Raw genomic sequence first — 19,192 nt, 5'->3', positions numbered from 1 at the left:
AAACTTGAAAAAAGTTTAGCCTTTTTTCATTCTTTATACACTTATTTATGCTAAACTATATATAAAAGATAAAAGGATTTTACTTGATGAATATATATGGTGACTATGAAAAATACCTTGAACTGATTTTAGAAACATTATCAAAAGAGGTATATAAGCTGAATGATGAGTATAAGAATAAAACGGGATACAAACTCTTTGAGCATTTTATTTCAAGAATAAAGACAAATGAAAGTATGATTGAAAAATGTAAGAGAAGAGAGTTTGAGCCCACAACATATAATGCTTTAAAGGAAATAAAAGATGCCATAGGTGTAAGAATAGTATGCGGATTTGTAGATGATATATATGCTCTGGTTGGCATGTTTAAGAAAATGCCAAATATAAATGTGGTTGAAGAAAAGGACTATATTCTTAATGTGAAGCCTAACGGATACCGCTCTTATCATATGATACTTGAAATTGTCACGAATTATCCCGATTGTGAGGGGAATGAAAACGGAAAGTATTATATAGAGGTTCAGTTAAGAACTATAGCTATGGATTCATGGGCATCACTTGAGCATCAAATGAAGTATAAGAAAAATATAAGAAATCATGAAAGAATCACAAAGGAGCTTAAAAGATGCGCGGATGAGTTGGCATCCTGTGATTTGAATATGCAAACCATAAAGAATTTGATTGAGGAGTCGGACAATAATGAGAATATTATTAGCTGAAGATGAAATAGCGCTTTCAAGAGCATATGCCACAGCACTGGAAATGCAAGGCTATGAAGTGAAACAGGCATTTGACGGAGAAAGAGCACTTGAACTTGCAAATAGTGAAATATTTGATATGATGATTTTAGATATAATGATGCCGAAAAGATCCGGCCTTGAGGTTTTAAAAGAACTCAGATCATCAGGTAATACAACATATGTTATTATGCTTACAGCCATGAGTGAGGTTGACGATAAGATATCGGGACTTGATATGGGTGCTGATGAATATCTTACAAAGCCTATTTTGCTAAAAGAACTTGTAGCCAGGATTCGTTCTTTGGAAAGAAGAATTGATACAAGTTTTAATGAAAATGTACTTATATTCGGAAGTGTTAAGTTAAATGTTGCAGAGCAGGAGCTTTCAGCAAAGAATTCTATTATTCTGGCCGGTAAGGAAACCAAACTTATGGAAGTCCTTATGAAAAATAAGAATAAAAAGTTGTCAACCGAGTATATATACAATCATGTATGGTCAAAAGATGATGAATGTGATGCCGGTTATGTATGGATTTATATATCATATTTAAAGCAAAAGCTGAAAGCAATCAATGCCAATATAGAAATAACGGGAGAAGAAAATCGTGAGTTTGAATTAGTTGAGGTGTGATTTGTTTAGGAGACTTCGTATACAATTTATCGTGGTTGCTACAGTTGCAGTCGTTGTAATGCTTATTTCAATAATAGGTATTTTGAATGCATCAAAATATGCAACAAGTGAAAACAGAATAAATAAAATATTGGATTTATTATCTGATAATGACGGAGTCCTCCCGGATGAAGATATTGTGGAGAAAATTCTCGGCAGAAAAACAAACTCGGATATTATAATTCAATACAGATATTTCAGCGCTCAGGTGGACAGTAGTAATAAGGTAATTACTATGAATACCGAGCATATTGCAAATTTATCCGATACCGATGTTGTCTTTTATGTAAAGAAAATTCTTTCCGGAGGCAAAACGTATGGAAGTTTTACTACAACAGAAGGACAAAAGTTTGCATATAAATTTAATATTAATGAAACAGATAACAGCAAGCTTATCGTGGTTTTGGATACTACAAGGTATTCGGAAGACAGAGCGGATTTGATAGAGACATCGGTTTTTATTTTCTTTTCAAATCTTGTCTTCTTTATAATAATATTTGTTATATTCTCGGGTAAGGTAATGATGCCTTTTATGGAAAACTATAGAAATCAAAGGGCTTTTATTACCAATGCGAGCCATGAACTTAAGACTCCAATTGCCATTATTTCTGCAAATAATGAGCTTTGTGAGATGTTAGGCGGTGAAAATGAATGGACACAAAGCAGTAAAGAACAGATACAGCGTTTGACTGAACTTATAAACAGACTTGTTGTACTTGCAAGATTTGAAGAACAGACAAGTGTGGCTGCTATAAATATTAATTTTTCAGGTATAGTGGAAAAGTCATCAAAGTCATTTAAATCAATTGCAATAAAGGGTGGAAAAAACTTTGAATCGGATATACAAAAAGATATATTTATATCAGGAGATGAAGGTGCATTGTATGAGCTTATAAATATACTTATAGACAATGCAAATAAGTACTGTGATGAAGGTGGCACTATAGGCGTTAGGTTGTCACAGCATGGTATTACCTTTAAAAAGGCGAAACTGGTCATATATAATACCTATAAAGAAGGAAAAAATATAGACTATTCGAAGTTTTTTGAAAGGTTTTACAGAGAAGATAAGTCACATAACAGCAGTATTTCGGGTTATGGGGTAGGACTTTCCATTGCAAGAAATATTATAAACAGGCACAAGGGTAAAATACATGTCACATATAAGAATGATATTATTTATTTTAATGTATATTTTAATATGGTGACGAATATTGAAGAAAAATAAATATTGAAGAAAAATAAATTTTCCTATTGACAAACATTGCTTTATTTGGTATCCTAGGCAAGGTAAAACGACCGTAGACAGTAGGTGCTTATGGCTTAAAGTAATGCCTACCGAGGAAGTGACTAAGTACGTTAATGTATTCTTACTCTCTGTCTGCATGTCAGAGGGTTTTTTAGATTTACACTTATTGCTTTTACGGGTTTTACTGAAACTATAAAGGAGGTTAGAAATGGCAAAAATCGAATTAAAACAGCCTATAGTTAAGGAAATTGCCGAGCTTTTAGATGGCGCACAGGCAGCTGTAGTCGTTGACTACCGTGGTCTTACAGCCGATCAGGATACAAAGCTTCGTAAGGAACTTAGAGAAGCAGGTGTAACTTATAAGGTTTATAAGAACACAATGATTCGTTTGGCAGCTAAGGGAACTGCATTTGAGACACTTGACAGCTCACTTGAAGGACCTACAGCGATTGCAGTTTCAAAGGAAGATGCAACTGCACCTGCTAGAATCTTACACAATTTCTCTAAGACTGCTCCAAAGCTTGAGTTAAAGGCAGGAGTAGTAGACGGTGTAACATATGACCAGGATGGAATCAAGCTTATAGCTACAATACCATCAAGAGACGAGTTGATTGGAAAGCTCCTTGGAAGCATTCAGTCACCAATTACAAACTTCGCTCGTGTGCTTAATCAGATCGCTGAAAGCAAAGAAGCGTAAATAAAACAAATAATGGAGGATTATTAAATGGCAAAGTTAACAACTGCAGAGTTTATCGATGCAATTAAGGAATTATCAGTTCTTGAATTAAATGAGCTTGTAAAGGCTTGTGAGGAAGAGTTTGGCGTTTCAGCAGCAGCTGGCGTTGTAGTAGCAGCAGCAGGTGCAGGTGCAGCAGCAGCTGAGGAGAAGACAGAGTTCGACGTAGAGCTTACAGCAGCAGGAGACCAGAAGGTTAAGGTTATCAAGGTTGTTCGTGAGGTTACAGGACTTGGACTTAAGGAAGCAAAGGATCTTGTTGACGGAGCTCCTAAGGTTCTTAAGGCAGAGGTTTCTAAGGAAGAGGCTGAGGGTATCAAGAAGCAGCTTGAAGAAGTTGGAGCACAGGTTACTCTTAAGTAATTTAATTAAACTTTTCGTAGGTGATTGTGAAAGCAGTCACCTTTTTTAATACAAATTTCTATATAAAATTTCCATCAAAATCTTTTATATGATATAATATAGCCCGATATAAGTATTACAGAAAGGAATATATTTATATGATAATGTTGAAAAATGTCAGATTGTTGGATCCCTGTACAAGGACTGACGATATAAGAGATATACTCATATCAGAGGGTAGAATTACGAAGATAGATAAGGATTTATACCTGGATGCGACCCTTATGGCAAGAGCCAACGGAGAGAGACTGAAAGTTTATGATTGTACAGGACTTTGTGCGGCACCCGGATTTGTAGATGTACATGTACATTTAAGAGAGCCGGGATTTGAATATAAGGAAGATATAGCAAGCGGTGCAAGAGCTGCAGCCAAAGGAGGATTTACCACAATAGTTGCTATGGCAAATACCAAGCCTGCAATCGACAGTCCTGAACTTATATTTGAAGTGCTCAAAAAGGGAAGAAATACACCGATAAATGTGAAAACATGTGCCTGCATCACAAAGGGTATGAAGGGTGAAGAGCTTGCTGATTTAAAAGAACTTAGAGAGGCCGGTGCGGTAGGCTTTACAGATGATGGAAGACCTTTACTTGATGAAAATATGGCACGAGAAGCTATGAAGCTTGCAAGAAATATTAAAATGCCGCTTTCATTTCATGAAGAGGATCCTAAGTTTATTAAAGAAAACGGAATCAACCACGGTACTTCATCAAATGAGTTACATATTTACGGCTCAGACAGACAGGCTGAGATATCTATGGTTGCAAGAGATTGTAAACTTGCAAGGGAAACGGGAGCAACAATCAGCATACAGCATATCAGCGCCAAGGAAAGCGTTGAACTTGTAAGAAAAGCTAAAAGAGCCGGACTTCGAGTATTTGCCGAGGCTACCCCACATCACTTTGCGCTTACGGATAAGGATGTAATAAAATACGGTACACTTGCAAAAATGAATCCTCCGTTGAGAGAAGAAGAGGACAGACTTGCAATAATTGAAGGATTAAAGGACGGTACAATAGATATCATTGCAACAGATCATGCACCTCACAGTGTTGAAGAGAAAAATAAGAATTTTGTAGATGCACCAAGCGGTATAATCGGGCTTGAAACGAGTTTTTCTCTTGGATATATGTATCTTGTTAAACCGGGACACCTTACTTTAATGGAGCTTATGAACAGAATGAGCTATCAACCTGCAAGGCTTTACAATATGGACAGAGGAGTATTACGAGAGGATGAAATTGCAGATATTGTAGTATTTGATATAAATAAAGAATGGAAATACGATAAGAGTGAGAGCAAATCAAGTAACTCACCATGGCTTGGAGATACATTACAGGGGAAGATAGTATATACTATTTGTGAAGGAAATGTAGTGTATGAGAATGTTGATTAAAAATAAAGTTTAAGGAGTAAAGATGAAAGATAATAATTGTGCTTACTGTGTACACGGAGATTTACTTGATAAATTCGGATATCCTGTAGGACAGATGGAGAGCGGATATTTATATATATTTAAAGAGCAGACAAAGATGGGCAGAGTAATACTGGCTTATAAAGACCATGTAAGTGAAATAGTGGATATTTCCGATGAAGAAAGAAATCTGTTCTTTGCGGATGTAAACAAAATAGCAAAAGTGATACACAAGGTTTTTGCACCAAGTAAAGTAAATTATGGTATGTATGGAGATACAGGTTGCCACTTACATATGCATATAGTTCCAAAATATGAGGGTGGAGATGAATGGGGTTCCACATTTACTATGAATCCTGACAAAAAGTATTTGAAAGACAGCGACTATGAGGAGATGGCTAAGGTTTTCAGAAGAGATTTAAACATAGAAAAGTAAATATTGATACAACGAGAAACAGCAGCCTCACGGCTGCTGTTTCCCTGTTAGAGTGATATAGGAGTGCATAATGCACATTTTGTAGTGAGAGGTCAACGCAAGAAAACTCTCAACTACGAAGAGTATAATAACATAATTGGAGCATATATGCAATAGTAAAAAAGTTAATAAATTATGAACTTTAGTAATGATAAGCACATAAATACAGATATAAGGGCGAAAATTTTATGCAATTCAACTGGACTTAATATAAATTGAAAGTTATATTCAGCTTTTAGTATAAATGTTGTTTGATAATGTGCAAATATGTTCAAAGTATAAAATGTTGTTTTTCATATAGCATTGTGTTATACTGTCACTATAACATTTATAACTTACTTAAACAGCAAACCTATATTTTCTTATCAATATAGGATGCGTAAAACATAAATTAGACAAATTTTTATATTATATTGGAGTGTGGGTATGGATGTAATAATAGATTTTCATAGTGAAGAAGCTATATATGTACAACTTTGTAATCAAATAATATTTGGAATTGCAACAAACAAATACCACGAAGGAGACATTTTACCTTCTGTTAGACAATTGGCCGAAGAAATAGGTATCAATATGCATACTGTGAACAAAGCTTACGCTACACTAAAAAGAGAAGGCTTTGTACAGCTTGACAGAAGAAAAGGTGCAGTCATAAAAGTGGATGCCGACAAACTGCGGGTGCTTGATAATATGAGAAAAGAGTTCGGAGTAGTTGTGGCAAGGGGAATATGCAACGGTGTTACGAGGAGAGAAGCGCATGAACTTATAGATGAACTTTATAATGAGTTTGAAGTACAAGAATTTGAGGAGATGTAATAACAAAGATGTTATGTGAAAAATGTAAAATTAGAGAAGCAAATGTCTTTTACACTGAAATAATAGACGGAGATCAAAAAAATGAACATCATTTATGTTCTAAATGTGCCGGAGAGATAGATCAATATTCAAGTTTGTTTGATAAAGACTTCAGCTTTTCAAAGCTGCTTTCAGGAATACTTGGAGATGTATTTGAAAAGGAAGAGAACAATGAATATAGACAGATTGTATGTCCGACATGTAATACGAGCTATGATGATTTTATTAAAAACTCAATGTTCGGATGTAAAGACTGCTTTGAAGTTTTTAATCTTTTGATAAATGACAATATAAAGCAAATTCATGGAAATGATACTCATGTAGGTAAAATTCCTAAGAACTATCATAAAAATGACAAGATACTTCCAAAATCAATAGTTACAGACAGCATTGATAATATCTTCAACAATGAGGATAAAAAAATTGAAAACTTGAAACATAAACTTGAAGATGCGATTAAAAAAGAGGATTTTGCACAGGCGGCTATACTTAGAGACAAAATAAAGACTATCAAAGAGGACAAAGAAGATGTGGTATGACAATGTATCTTTGAATACAGATTATAATTATATAAGTAGTAGAATAAGACTTGCAAGAAACTTTGACAATGCATTGTTTCCGAGTAAACTCTCAGATACGGAAGCAAAAAAACTTATTGATAACACCATAGGAGAATTGTCAAATATATCTACAGACTTAGGAATACATACGAATGCCGATATACTTGACAGAATTTCAGAAATAGAAAGAATGTCAATGTATGACAGAAAAGTATTGAATTTGACACTGGCAAAGAAGAAGACACCTACAGGTATTATATTAAATGATAATGAAGATATAAGCATTGTAATAAACGGTGATGATCATATAAGGTTACAAACACTTTCTGTAGGTATATCTTTATATGAACTACTTGAAAAGGCAAACAAAATAGATGATTATATAAATGAGCATTTTGAATATGCTTTTAATGAAAAGTACGGTTATCTGACAACTTATCCGACAAATATCGGTACAGGAATGCGAGCTGCAATAGTACTTCATTTACCTGCATCCACACAGAGCAAAGGCTTTTCAAAACTGATTTCAAGTGTAGGAAGATTTGGGGTGGCTATAAAGGGCTTACACGGTGAAGGTAGAGAAAATCACGGTGCATTGTTTGAGATAAGCAATCCTAAAACTTTGGGAATTTCAGAAAGAGAGATTTTAGACACTGTAATAAAGGTGGCAAATCAACTGAATGCAAATGAAAGGAAACTCAGGGAATCACTAATCATTGAAAAAAGACTTGAGAAGCAGGATGAAGCATATAAATCATTCGGTGTTTTAAAATATGCAAGAAAGCTTTCTTTAAAGGATGCACTGAGTTTTTTAAGTTCACTTATGGCAGGCAGTGCCGACGGATTGATTGATCTTACTAATGAAAGTAAATTATATTCAATGATGATAGGCGTTCAGTCTTCAAATCTTTTGAAGATGGCAGGCAGACCTTTAAGTGAAGATGAAATAGATGAAATAAGAGCAAAATATATAAGGGACAATATAGGAGAATTACTATAGAAAGGGAAATTAATGGCTGAAAGATATACATCTCAAGCAAAGGAGGCGATTAAGTATGCCGAAATGGCTGCTAAAGAATTATCGCAAAATTATGTCGGCACCGAACATCTCCTTCTTGGTCTGGTACAAGAAGGAAGTGGTGTTGCAGCTAAAATACTTGAGAAAAACGGAATAACGGAAGAAAAAATTTTAAATTTAATAGATCAACTTATAGTTTCAAATTATAATGTGGCGATAGAGAGCAGGCAAAATTATTCACCGCTTGCAATCGGCGTATTACAAAATGCATACAGAGAAGCCACAAGATATAAATCCGCACTTATCGGTACGGAACATATTTTGATTGCAATAATAAAGGACAGTGCATGTATTGCACATAAGCTCCTTTTGACAATGAATATAAATATTCAAAAACTTTATATGGAAATTTTATCTGCAATGGGTGAAGAGACTGAGCGAAAGGAAAACTATGAAAAGACGAGCAATAAGTCAAATTCACTTGCAACCCCTACACTTGATAAATATTCCAGAGATCTTACAGAATTTGCAAGAGTAGGAAAACTTGATCCGGTTATCGGAAGAGATAATGAGACAAACAGAGTTATGCAGATTTTATCAAGACGAACCAAGAACAATCCCGTACTTATAGGTGAGCCGGGAGTCGGTAAGACTGCTGTAGTTGAAGGACTGGCATCACGTATTATATCAAAGGAAGTGCCTGACACATTGCTTGATAAAAGACTTGTGACACTTGATCTTCCCGCTATGATTGCAGGTTCAAAATATCGTGGTGAATTTGAAGAAAGAATAAAGAAAGTAATAAATGAAGTGGTAAGTGCCGGAAATGTATTACTTTTCCTTGATGAGCTTCATACTATTATCGGTGCAGGAGGCGCCGAAGGAGCGGTGGACGCTTCAAATATTTTAAAGCCTTTACTTGCCAGAGGTGAGTTGCAGCTTATAGGTGCAACCACAATAGATGAGTACAGAAAACATATAGAAAAGGACTCCGCACTGGAGAGAAGATTCCAGCCTATAATAGTTGAAGAGCCTTCTTTGGAAGATGCTACTAAGATACTTCTGGGTCTTAAACATAAGTATGAAGAACATCATGCGGTATCCATTACAGACAGAGCAATTGAAAGTGCCGTAAAGCTGTCAAAGAGATATATCTCAGACAGATTTTTGCCGGATAAGGCAATAGATCTTGTAGATGAGGCGGCTTCCAAGACAAGAATCAGCAATTATATGGAGCCTGAAAAGATAAAGGAAATAAAGGCCGAAATTGAAAAAATGGAAAAAGAAAAAGAGGATGCCGTAAGTGCCGAAGAGTTTGAAAGAGCCGGTGAAATAAAAGAAAAGCAGGAAAAACTCAGAGAAAAGCAAAATAAACTGCGTGACAAATGGATTGAAGACAAGAGAAATAAAAAGCTTGTTGTAGATGAGGATGAAATTGCGGATGTTGTTGCACTTTGGACAAAAATTCCTGTAAAGAAGATTACCGAAAACGATTCTCAAAGACTCAATAATCTTGAGAAGGTTTTACATGAAAGAGTTGTAGGACAGGAAGAAGCGGTTAATGCGGTAGCAAGAGCTATAAGAAGAGGCAGAGTAGGTCTTAAAGATCCGAAAAGACCTATAGGTTCATTTTTGTTTTTAGGACCTACAGGTGTCGGTAAGACTGAACTTTCAAAAGCTCTTGCATACAGCATGTTCGGGTCTGAAAGTGCACTTATTCGTGTTGATATGAGTGAATACATGGAAAAGCATTCTGTTTCAAAGATGGTAGGGTCACCTCCCGGATATGTAGGATATGATGAAGGTGGACAGCTCTCAGAGAAGGTGAGAAGAAATCCATATTCGGTAATACTTTTTGATGAGATTGAAAAGGCTCATCCTGATGTGTTCAATATACTTTTACAGGTGCTTGATGACGGACATATTACAGATTCAAGCGGCAGAACTGTTGATTTTAAGAATACGGTTATTATTCTAACTTCAAATGCAGGAGCACAGAGAATAGTGGAGCCGAAACATCTCGGATTTGCTTCAAACTCCGATGATGAAAAAGACTATTCAGCAATGAAAAGTAATGTTATGGATGAAGTGAAGCAGATGTTTAAACCTGAATTTTTAAACAGAATTGATGAAACTATAGTATTCCATCAGCTTACACGTGATAACTTAAAAGAGATTTTGGACATATTGCTTAAGGAAATTAACAACAGACTTTCCGAGCAGATGCAGATGAATCTGAAACTTACAGAAAAGGCCAAGGAATTCCTTATTGATAAGGGTTATGATAAGAAATACGGTGCAAGACCGCTAAAACGTGCTCTGCAAAATGAGATAGAAGATAAGATGGCTGAGCAGATACTTCTTGGAAATGTAAAGCAGGGAGACTCTCTTAAGGTGGATTGCAAAGGCGAGGACAAAGACAGAGAACTTGTATTTAAACCGATTGTTAAGAAAAATAAAGTAAAAGAGCTTGTAGCCCAATAAATAGAGCTGACTGATATTTGTATAACACATTTATCAGTCGGCTTTTTTATATTTAATAAAAACATAAAAAATTCAAAAATAAAAAGATAAATACACAAAATATATGCTATGATAGAATGTACATAGAAGTATATCGTATTTATAAAAGGGTGAGTATGATGGATGATGTAATAATTGAAGTAAAAGGGCTTTATAAGTTCTATAAAGCGGGAGAAAATATAGTACATGCCCTTGACGGCTTGGATTTTACTATAAATAAGGGAGAGTTCGTGGCGATAGTAGGTCCTTCGGGTTCCGGAAAATCTACACTCCTTAATATGCTGGCAGGACTTGAAAAACCGACTAAGGGAGAGATAATAATCGGCAAAACTCATCTTGAAAAGCTTAAAGAAAATCAATTGGTGGCATTCAGACGAAACAATGTAGGATTTATTTTTCAATCATATAATCTGTTACCGACTATGAATGCACTTGACAATGTGGCTTTACCGCTGGTATTCAGAGGTGTTGACGTAAAGAAAAGGATTGAAACGGCTAAGAAATATCTGACTTTGGTGGGTCTTGAAAAACAGATATATCAAAACGGAAATGCTATGAGCGGAGGTCAGCAACAAAGAGTAGGAATAGCAAGAGCACTCGCTATGCAGCCTAAAATAATTTTTGCAGATGAACCGACAGGAAATCTGGATACAAAGACTACGGCTGAAGTACTTGAGCTGATGAAGCGGATTGTAAAAGAGGAAAATCAAACTCTTATTATGGTTACACATGATAATGATATAGCTAATGTTGCAGACAGACAAATCAGAATAGTAGATGGAAAGGCGGTTTAGTTAATATGAACGGTGTAAAGAAAATTTTGGGAATTGTGATGATTCTTTTAATGGTCATTATCTCACAGGTAGAATCTTTTGCAAAGTTAAGAAACATAGAAAGCAACAATGTATTTCATCAGGATAAGATACCTGTCGGAAAAACAGGTAAAATGATGAGTGTAACATTTTATGTTGAAACGGGTTCAGACTATGCGGATGCATGGGCAGGTATAGCTTATGATGATGAAGAGGATGAAAATATAGAATTTCCTTTTGAACTTACATCCGAGACTACAGACAGAAAGCATGTAGGAAAGATAAGTAAGGGTAAGAAAAAAAGCATTACTATTTCAGCAAGAGTAAGAAGAGATATTCCTGAAGGTTACTACGGTATTCCTGTTTATCTGGCAGATGACAAAGAAGGTGGAAGAGGTATACAGGAATATATAAATGTTTATATTCAAAAATCAGCCACAACCGACAGCAGTGAATCGGAAGCGGTAAAGGATGTGGAGTTTACTTTAGGTGAAGGACAGTCAACACCCAGAGGTAAATATCCTGATGTATTAAACTTCGGTCTTAATCTTGCAAATACAGGTAAGCTTACAGCCTTTGATGTTACCGCTCATATGGTGATGGATAAGGACAATACGGTTTTTCCGTTTGAAATAAATGATGCCAACTATGACAGACATTTTGATAAGATTGAGAGCGGAGGAGTTACAAGCCTTGATTACAGTTTTGCAATACAAAAAAACACCTATACAGGTTATTATCCGATAAAGCTTGAAATCACATACCGTGACTCTACCGAAGGTGAAATAAAAAAGACTGAAGAGCAATTCTTTGTACATATACAAAATAAAGATAAGGATGCAACAACCACTTCACCGGGAGAATTTAATCCGAATGACAGAACAAAGGCAAGAATAGTAGTAGACAGTTACAGAACGGAGCCCAAGGATGTATTTGCCGGTGAAACTTTCGATTTGATTATTGTAATGAAAAATGCTTCTGCAAGTGTAGCTGCCAGCAATATTTTATTCACATTGGAATCTGAAAAGGCGAGTGACAGTGCGGTATTCAGTATGGAGGAGGGATCAAGTTCTCATGCAGTGAATTCTCTGCCTGCAAATCAAACCACCGAGCTTAGACTTAAGATGAGTGCAAGGGCAGGTGTGGATCAAAGGTCATATTCAATTACAATAAATGAGCAGTATGATTCACCGGAGTATAAAAATGCTACTGATAAGGTCAGTATAGATATACCTGTAAGACAGGTTGCAAGGATGAATATCGGAAGCTTTGAAATCAACCCTGACAGTATAAGCGTCGGTGATGATGCAAATATCACATTTCAGATAAATAATACCGGAAAGGTAGTTCTTTATAATCTTATGGCAAAGTTTAAGGCGGATTCAATAAAGGAGAATGAAGCCTATATAGGAAATGTTAAGCCCGGTGAGAGCGGAAATGTGGATGTAAATTTGACAGGTAAAGCAGTAACTGCAGATGACGGTAAGATAAACCTTACTATAAGCTATGAAGATGAAAACGGAAATATAACAGAGGAAACAAGAGATTTTATCCTGAATGTAAACGAAGAGGCGGAAACTGATTTTGATATAACAGATCAGCAAATACCTGAAGAAGAAAACAGGAGATTTAATCCTTTACCTGTTATAATCGGGGGAGGTTTATCGTCTGTTATTATAGCAAGTGCTTTGATATTGAAGAAAAGAAAATCAAAAAAGGAGCAGATGTAAATGAAATTGCTTGATTTACTTAAATTAAGTATTTCAAACCTGAAAAGAAGAAAGCTTAGAACTGTACTTACCGTACTGGGTGTACTTATAGGTACTGCTTCCGTTGTGACTATGCTCTCACTCGGTATCGGACTGGATGAATTGAATAAAGAGAGCATCGCACAGTCGGGGTCACTAAAAGCTATAGATGTTACCGTTCCATACAACAGACAAGATGATTCATCAAATAAAAAGGCGGAACCCTTGCGTATAAAGGATGATACTATTGAAACTTTTTCAAAGATAGAGCATGTGGAAGGAGTATCTCCCGTGCTGTCAACTTATGTAATTATCATGCAGGGACCTTATATGCAAAACACTCAAATAAACGGAGTAAATGAAGAATATATGGCTGAAATAAAACTTGAGAGCGGTCATATTCCTACAGATAAGAAAAACCTTGAATTTGTATATGGAAATTTTGTTATTAAAGATTTTCAGAATCCTAAAAAGCCAAATGAATCATTTTATCAGACTAACAAGCTTCCAAATGTGGACTACAACAAGCCCATGTTTGTTATCTTTGACACGGAAGCCTATGATAAGGCAAATGCCGGAGGGGAGAATGCACCGAAGCCGCCAAAGAAGTATATTATAGATACTGCAGGTGTGGTAAAAGGAGGTGCTTTATTGGATGATTATGACAGTTACAATAATTTCAGTTTCGGAATATATTGTAATATAGACGCTTTAAAGGCAATGCTTAAGAAAGTCTATAAAAACAAACCTATTCCCAATCAACCTACAACAAAGAAAGGTAAGCCGTTAAAGTATCTGGTATATGATTCCGCCAAGATATATGTGGATGATATGAAAAATGTTTTGACAGTTCAAAAGCAAATCACAGATATGGGTTTTCAGGCCGAGTCTCAAATGGAGTGGATTGAACAAAGTAAAGCCTCTACAAATATGATTCAGATGGTACTTGGCGGTATCGGAGCCGTGTCATTGTTTGTTGCTTCTATAGGTATTGCAAATACTATGATGATGAGTATATATGAAAGAACCAAAGAAATCGGAATTATGAAGGTCTTAGGCTGTGATATGAATCGTATACGAGATATGTTTCTTATAGAATCGGGTGCTATCGGACTTATAGGAGGCTTGACCGGAGTTATTTTTAGTTTTATTATTTCAATTGTAATCAATGCTCTTGGAGTGGCGGTGGCTGTTTCCGGAGTAGACGGAAATATATCAAGAATACCGCCGTGGCTTGTAATATCAGCAATTATTTTTGCGGTTATTATAGGAATGCTGGCAGGTTTCTTCCCTTCTTTAAGAGCGATGAAGTTAAGTCCGCTAACTGCACTTAGAAACGATTAGGAGGTTTTATGTTTGAGTATCTGTCAAAATTAGAGTACCCGGGTAGAGGAATTGTACTTGGAAAGTCGGATGACGGTAAGAATGCCGTCTTTGCCTATTTCATCATGGGGAGAAGTGTAAATTCAAGAAACAGAATATTTGAAGTACATGGTGATGATATAAGTACAAAGGCTTTTGATGAAAGTCTGCTTGGCGATCCGTCTTTAATTATCTATTCTCCTGTAAGAGTATGTGATAAAAGTGTAATAGTAACAAACGGTGATCAAACGGACACGGTTTATGAATATTTAAAGACCGGTAAAAGCTTTGAAGATGCACTGTATACAAGAACTTTTGAACCTGATGCACCGAATTTTACACCGAGAATATCAGGACTTATTGAATTAAAAGACAGACTTAAACTTAAACTTTCTATATTAAAGAGTGATGAAGGGGATGAAAACCGGACTTTAAGATTTTTCTATAATTATGACAATGTAAAAGCAGGTGAGGGATTTTTGATTCATACCTATAAAGAAAATTCGGATCCTCTAAAAAGTTTTGAAGGTGAACCGAAAAAGATACAGATAACCGGAGATATAGATGAATTCAGCGAAAAACTTTGGAACTCTCTTGATTCGGAAAATAAAATATCTTTGGCAGTCAGGTATATAAATTTGGAAACCGGTGAATATATACAGGTTATAAAGAATAAGTTGGAGGGTATGTAATGAAAGAGTTGATTTTAAAGTATGGCTGTAACCCTAATCAAAAACCTGCAAAAATTTTTATGGAAAACGGTGAGGAACTTCCTATAAAAGTACTTAGTGGAAATCCGGGCTATATTAATTTACTTGACGCCTTAAACGGGTGGCAACTTGTTTCAGAGCTGAAAAGAGTAAGTTCTTTACCTTCCGCAACAAGCTTTAAACATGTATCACCTGCAGGCGCTGCAATAGGACTTCCGCTTAATGATGTTTTAAAGAAGATATATTGGGTGGAGGATGACGAACTTTCACCTCTGGCCTGTGCATATGCAAGAGCCAGAGGTGCGGACAGAATGTCATCATTCGGTGATTTTATCGCTCTGAGTGATATTTGTGATAAAGAAACCGCTTTACTTATAAAGAGGGAAGTATCTGACGGTGTAATAGCGCCGGGATACAGTGATGAAGCTCTTGAAATACTTAAAGCAAAGAAAAACGGAAAATATAATGTCCTTCAAATAGACGAAAACTATATTCCGGCAAAATCGGAAAAGAAGCAGGTCTTCGGTATTACATTTGAACAGGGACATAATGATTTGGATATAAGCATGAGCCTGCTTGAAAATATTGTGACAAAAAACAAAGATTTGCCTGAGAGTGCAAAACTTGATCTGCTTATATCTTTAATAATTTTAAAGTATACTCAGTCAAATTCCGTTTGCTATGTAAAAGACGGACAGGCAATAGGTATAGGAGCGGGGCAGCAGTCAAGAATACATTGTACAAGACTTGCAGGAAATAAGGCGGACAACTGGTTTTTAAGGCAGGCTGAATGTGTGCTTAATCTTCCTTTTAAAGAGGGAATAAAAAGAGCGGACAGAGATAATGCAATTGATGTTTACATAGGTGATAACAGCGTTGAGGAGCTTTTAACCGAAGGAATGTGGGAGCATATCTTTACACAAAAACCGGATGAATTTACAAGGGAAGAAAAGAGAGATTGGCTGAAGAATCTAAAGGGTGTAAGCCTTGGTTCGGATGCATTCTTTCCGTTCAGTGACAATATTGAAAGAGCAAAAAGAAGCGGTGTGGAATTTATTGCACAACCGGGAGGTTCTTTAAGAGATGATGCGGTTATAGAATGTTGTAATAAATATAAAATCACCATGGCATTCACAGGCATAAGGCTTTTCCATCATTAAGCATATTATTGAAAAAATTTGTTGATTTAATATATATTTTATTATAAAATTTAAATAATCAATAGGTTTATAACAGTTTTTTATTGATATTCCGGATATTATGGAGGGGTTATGGCAATATTAGTTACCGGTGGTGCCGGTTATATCGGAAGTCATACCTGTGTTGAATTGTTGAATGCAGGTTATGAAGTGGTTGTAGTGGACAATTTGGTAAATTCTTCAAAGGAATCACTTAAGAGAGTTGAAGAGATTACCGGAAAGTCTTTACGTTTCTATGAAGTCGATTTGTTGAACCAAAAGGCTCTTACAAATGTATTCAAAGAAAATAATATAGATGCAGTTATACATTTTGCAGGATTAAAGGCGGTTGGAGAGTCTGTATATAAGCCGCTTGAGTATTATCACAATAATATTACAGGAACTCTTATTTTATGTGAAGTAATGAGAGAGTTCGGAGTGGAAAAGATAGTATTTTCATCAAGTGCTACAGTATATGGAGATCCTAAGGTTGTTCCTATTACAGAGGATGCACCTCTCGGTGTTATAACAAATCCATATGGAAGAACAAAGGGAATGCTTGAGCAAATCCTTACAGATTTGCATACTGCAAATGAAAAGTTCTCGGTAATGCTTTTAAGATATTTCAATCCTATAGGAGCACATGAGTCAGGCAGAATCGGTGAAAATCCTAAGGGCATTCCAAACAATCTATTACCTTATATCACACAGGTTGCCGTTGGTAAACTTGTATGCCTTGGAGTATTCGGAAATGACTACGATACCAAGGACGGTACATGTGTAAGAGACTATATCCATGTTGTCGACCTTGCAAAGGGACATGTGAAGGCTCTTGAAAAGATGATGAGAGATCCGGGAAAGGTGGATATCTATAATCTTGGAACAGGTATAGGATACAGTGTACTTGATGTAATAAATGCATTTGAGAAAGTAAATGATTTAAAAATCAATTATGTATTCAAAGACAGAAGAGCCGGAGATGTACCTGCTTGTTATGCAGATCCTTCACTTGCGCTTAAAGAGCTTGGCTGGAAGGCTGAGAAAAATATTGAAGATATGTGTAGAGACTCTTTCAGATGGCAAAAGGCAAATCCGAACGGATTTGAAGAGGAGAACTCTGATATAGTAGTCAGAAAAGACGGTTCAGTTATTAAAAAATAAATATAAATTATATGCCTTACGGAGTTTTCCGTAAGGCGGTTTATAAAGGAGATTATGCTTAGTAAAATACATACAGCAGGTCTTTTAGGTATCAATGCATTTCATGTCTGCTGTGAAACCGATATTGGTGACGGTCTGCCGGGAATTATTCTAATAGGTTCTCTATCCGGTGAAGTCAAAGAGGCGGCAGACAGAGTAAAGACCGCAATAAAAAATTCTAAATATTCTTTTTATCCCAGAAAAATCGTTATAAATCTATCCCCCGCAGAAATCAAAAAAGAAGGTTGTGGCTATGATTTACCTATTGCCATATCAATTCTTGAGGCACTTGGAACAATAAAATCCGATATATTAAACAAATCACTCTTTGTAGGTGAGCTTTCACTCAGTGGTGAATTACTTCCTATAAGAGGCATACTGCCGATTGTTATATTTGCAAAAGAAAACGGCTTTGAAAATGTATTTCTTCCATATGATAATCTGGCAGAGGCAAATATAGTTACAGGTATTAAAAATTATGGTATAAAAACTCTAAAAGATCTGATCGAAATTCTAAACGGTGAAAAAACTTATTCGGAAAATATTCAAATACAAATCCCGGAAACAAAAGAATACAGTGACTTTTCGGATGTAAACGGACAGATATTACTAAAAAGGGCTGTGCAGATTGCTGTTGCAGGACGTCATAATATATTGTTTATAGGACCTGCAGGTACAGGAAAAAGTATGATTGCCAAAAGGATTCCCGGAATAATGCCAAATATGAGCGATGAAGAGGCTTTGGAAGTTTCGAAGATATACAGCGTATGTGGGCTGCTTAATTCAAAAGAGCCTGTATTAAAAATAAGGCCTTACAGGGACCCTCATCACAGTGTTTCTCCACAGGCACTTTCAGGAGGAGGCAGGATACCTAAGCCCGGTGAAATTTCTCTGGCACATAAGGGAGTATTATTTTTAGATGAGCTGGCGGAGTTTAAGACAAATACCATAGAGGTACTTAGGCAGCCTATGGAAAACAAAACTGTAAGTATTTCAAGAGTAAATGCAAGTATTGAATATCCTTCAGATTTTATGCTGGTTGCGGCTACTAATCCGTGTAAATGCGGATACTATCCTGACAGAAGTAAATGCAGTTGTAATGAGGCTCAGGTAAGAAAATATCTTTCAAGAATATCAAAACCGTTACTTGACAGAATAGATATAACTGTTGAGACTTCACTGATAAAATATGCAGAGCTTAAAGGTGAATTTAAAAATATCAGCAGTGAAGAAATAAAAAATTACATAGAAAAAGTAAGGCAGATACAGCTAAACAGATATAAAGATTATGGGTTTTCTTACAATTCTGAAATTCCGGCAGGTCTTATAAATAAATTCTGTGCTTTAAAAAAGAGTGATGATATTTTCCTATCTGATTTATATGAGATGAAAAAGATGAGTGTAAGGGGACTTCATAAAATATTAAAAGTTGCAAGAACTGTTGCAGATTTTAATGAACATAAAAATATTGAGCATGATGATATATGTGAGGCTATATCATATCGCTCTTTAGAAGATAAATATTGGTAAGGAGGAAAT

18 protein-coding genes and 1 other annotated feature are annotated in these 19,192 nt (G+C 35.8%); all 18 genes read left to right on the top strand.

The annotated features are described in order from the left end of the window. The first annotated feature begins 86 nt into the window (after positions 1-86). The 18 genes from HMPREF1495_RS11625 to HMPREF1495_RS11540 all read left to right on the top strand — a co-directional run bounded on the left by HMPREF1495_RS11625 (position 87) and on the right by HMPREF1495_RS11540 (position 19,183). Positions 87-719, top strand: coding sequence for a GTP pyrophosphokinase (locus HMPREF1495_RS11625; RefSeq protein ID WP_034215023.1), 633 nt, complete (start codon positions 87-89; stop codon positions 717-719). After that, entirely contained in the window at positions 700-1,371 is a 672-nt protein-coding gene (locus HMPREF1495_RS11620; RefSeq protein WP_034215021.1) for a response regulator transcription factor, read from the top strand. Before HMPREF1495_RS11625 ends, HMPREF1495_RS11620 begins: the two co-directional genes overlap by 20 nt. A 1-nt stretch (position 1,372) precedes the next feature. After that, positions 1,373-2,638, top strand: a complete 1,266-nt coding sequence (locus HMPREF1495_RS11615; protein ID WP_034215018.1) for a sensor histidine kinase — start codon at positions 1,373-1,375, stop codon at positions 2,636-2,638. Between the two features lie 53 nt (positions 2,639-2,691). Beyond that, positions 2,692-2,822: a sequence feature (ribosomal protein L10 leader region), on the top strand. A 45-nt stretch (positions 2,823-2,867) separates the two neighbouring features. Further along, positions 2,868-3,356 (top strand): 50S ribosomal protein L10, encoded by a 489-nt coding sequence (gene rplJ / locus HMPREF1495_RS11610; protein WP_007592058.1) that lies wholly within the window; start codon positions 2,868-2,870, stop codon positions 3,354-3,356. Positions 3,357-3,383: 27 nt separating this feature from the next. Beyond that, the gene (gene rplL, locus HMPREF1495_RS11605; protein WP_007592057.1) at positions 3,384-3,758 is read left to right on the top strand and encodes a 50S ribosomal protein L7/L12; all 375 of its coding nucleotides are present in this window, start codon (positions 3,384-3,386) and stop codon (positions 3,756-3,758) included. A 137-nt stretch (positions 3,759-3,895) separates the two neighbouring features. After that, positions 3,896-5,194, top strand: coding sequence for a dihydroorotase (locus tag HMPREF1495_RS11600; RefSeq protein ID WP_034215016.1), 1,299 nt, complete (start codon positions 3,896-3,898; stop codon positions 5,192-5,194). 22 nt (positions 5,195-5,216) lie between these two features. Further along, entirely contained in the window at positions 5,217-5,648 is a 432-nt protein-coding gene (locus HMPREF1495_RS11595; RefSeq protein ID WP_034215013.1) for an HIT family protein, read from the top strand. A 465-nt stretch (positions 5,649-6,113) separates the two neighbouring features. Then, positions 6,114-6,503, top strand: coding sequence for a GntR family transcriptional regulator (locus tag HMPREF1495_RS11590; RefSeq protein WP_007592050.1), 390 nt, complete (start codon positions 6,114-6,116; stop codon positions 6,501-6,503). An 8-nt stretch (positions 6,504-6,511) separates the two neighbouring features. Continuing rightward, on the top strand, positions 6,512-7,081 hold the full coding sequence (locus tag HMPREF1495_RS11585) for a UvrB/UvrC motif-containing protein (protein ID WP_034215011.1): 570 nt from the start codon (positions 6,512-6,514) through the stop codon (positions 7,079-7,081). Beyond that, complete coding sequence (locus tag HMPREF1495_RS11580) at positions 7,071-8,102, top strand: ATP--guanido phosphotransferase (protein WP_034215009.1); 1,032 nt, start codon at positions 7,071-7,073, stop codon at positions 8,100-8,102. The genes HMPREF1495_RS11585 and HMPREF1495_RS11580 overlap by 11 nt, the downstream gene beginning before the upstream one ends. 12 nt (positions 8,103-8,114) lie before the next feature. Continuing rightward, the gene (locus HMPREF1495_RS11575; protein WP_034215007.1) at positions 8,115-10,604 is read left to right on the top strand and encodes an ATP-dependent Clp protease ATP-binding subunit; all 2,490 of its coding nucleotides are present in this window, start codon (positions 8,115-8,117) and stop codon (positions 10,602-10,604) included. Between the two features lie 155 nt (positions 10,605-10,759). After that, the gene (locus tag HMPREF1495_RS11570; RefSeq protein WP_034215005.1) at positions 10,760-11,437 is read left to right on the top strand and encodes an ABC transporter ATP-binding protein; all 678 of its coding nucleotides are present in this window, start codon (positions 10,760-10,762) and stop codon (positions 11,435-11,437) included. A 5-nt stretch (positions 11,438-11,442) separates the two neighbouring features. Then, positions 11,443-13,185, top strand: a complete 1,743-nt coding sequence (locus tag HMPREF1495_RS11565; protein ID WP_034215003.1) for a COG1361 S-layer family protein — start codon at positions 11,443-11,445, stop codon at positions 13,183-13,185. After that, positions 13,186-14,547, top strand: a complete 1,362-nt coding sequence (locus HMPREF1495_RS11560; RefSeq protein WP_034215001.1) for an ABC transporter permease — start codon at positions 13,186-13,188, stop codon at positions 14,545-14,547. Positions 14,548-14,555: 8 nt separating this feature from the next. Beyond that, a complete protein-coding gene (locus tag HMPREF1495_RS11555) occupies positions 14,556-15,257 on the top strand; it encodes an IMP cyclohydrolase (RefSeq protein ID WP_034214999.1) in 702 nt (233 codons plus the stop codon). Continuing rightward, positions 15,257-16,435 (top strand): phosphoribosylaminoimidazolecarboxamide formyltransferase, encoded by a 1,179-nt coding sequence (locus tag HMPREF1495_RS11550; RefSeq protein WP_034214998.1) that lies wholly within the window; start codon positions 15,257-15,259, stop codon positions 16,433-16,435. The genes HMPREF1495_RS11555 and HMPREF1495_RS11550 overlap by 1 nt, the downstream gene beginning before the upstream one ends. A 111-nt stretch (positions 16,436-16,546) precedes the next feature. Beyond that, positions 16,547-17,614, top strand: a complete 1,068-nt coding sequence (galE, locus tag HMPREF1495_RS11545) for a UDP-glucose 4-epimerase GalE (protein WP_034214997.1) — start codon at positions 16,547-16,549, stop codon at positions 17,612-17,614. Between the two features lie 54 nt (positions 17,615-17,668). Then, on the top strand, positions 17,669-19,183 hold the full coding sequence (locus HMPREF1495_RS11540) for a YifB family Mg chelatase-like AAA ATPase (protein ID WP_034214995.1): 1,515 nt from the start codon (positions 17,669-17,671) through the stop codon (positions 19,181-19,183). Positions 19,184-19,192 lie beyond the last annotated feature (9 nt).

The organism is Lachnoanaerobaculum sp. MSX33 (assembly GCF_000512995.1).
Lineage (GTDB): Bacteria > Bacillota > Clostridia > Lachnospirales > Lachnospiraceae > Lachnoanaerobaculum.
This window is presented reverse-complemented; position numbering and strand designations above follow the sequence as displayed.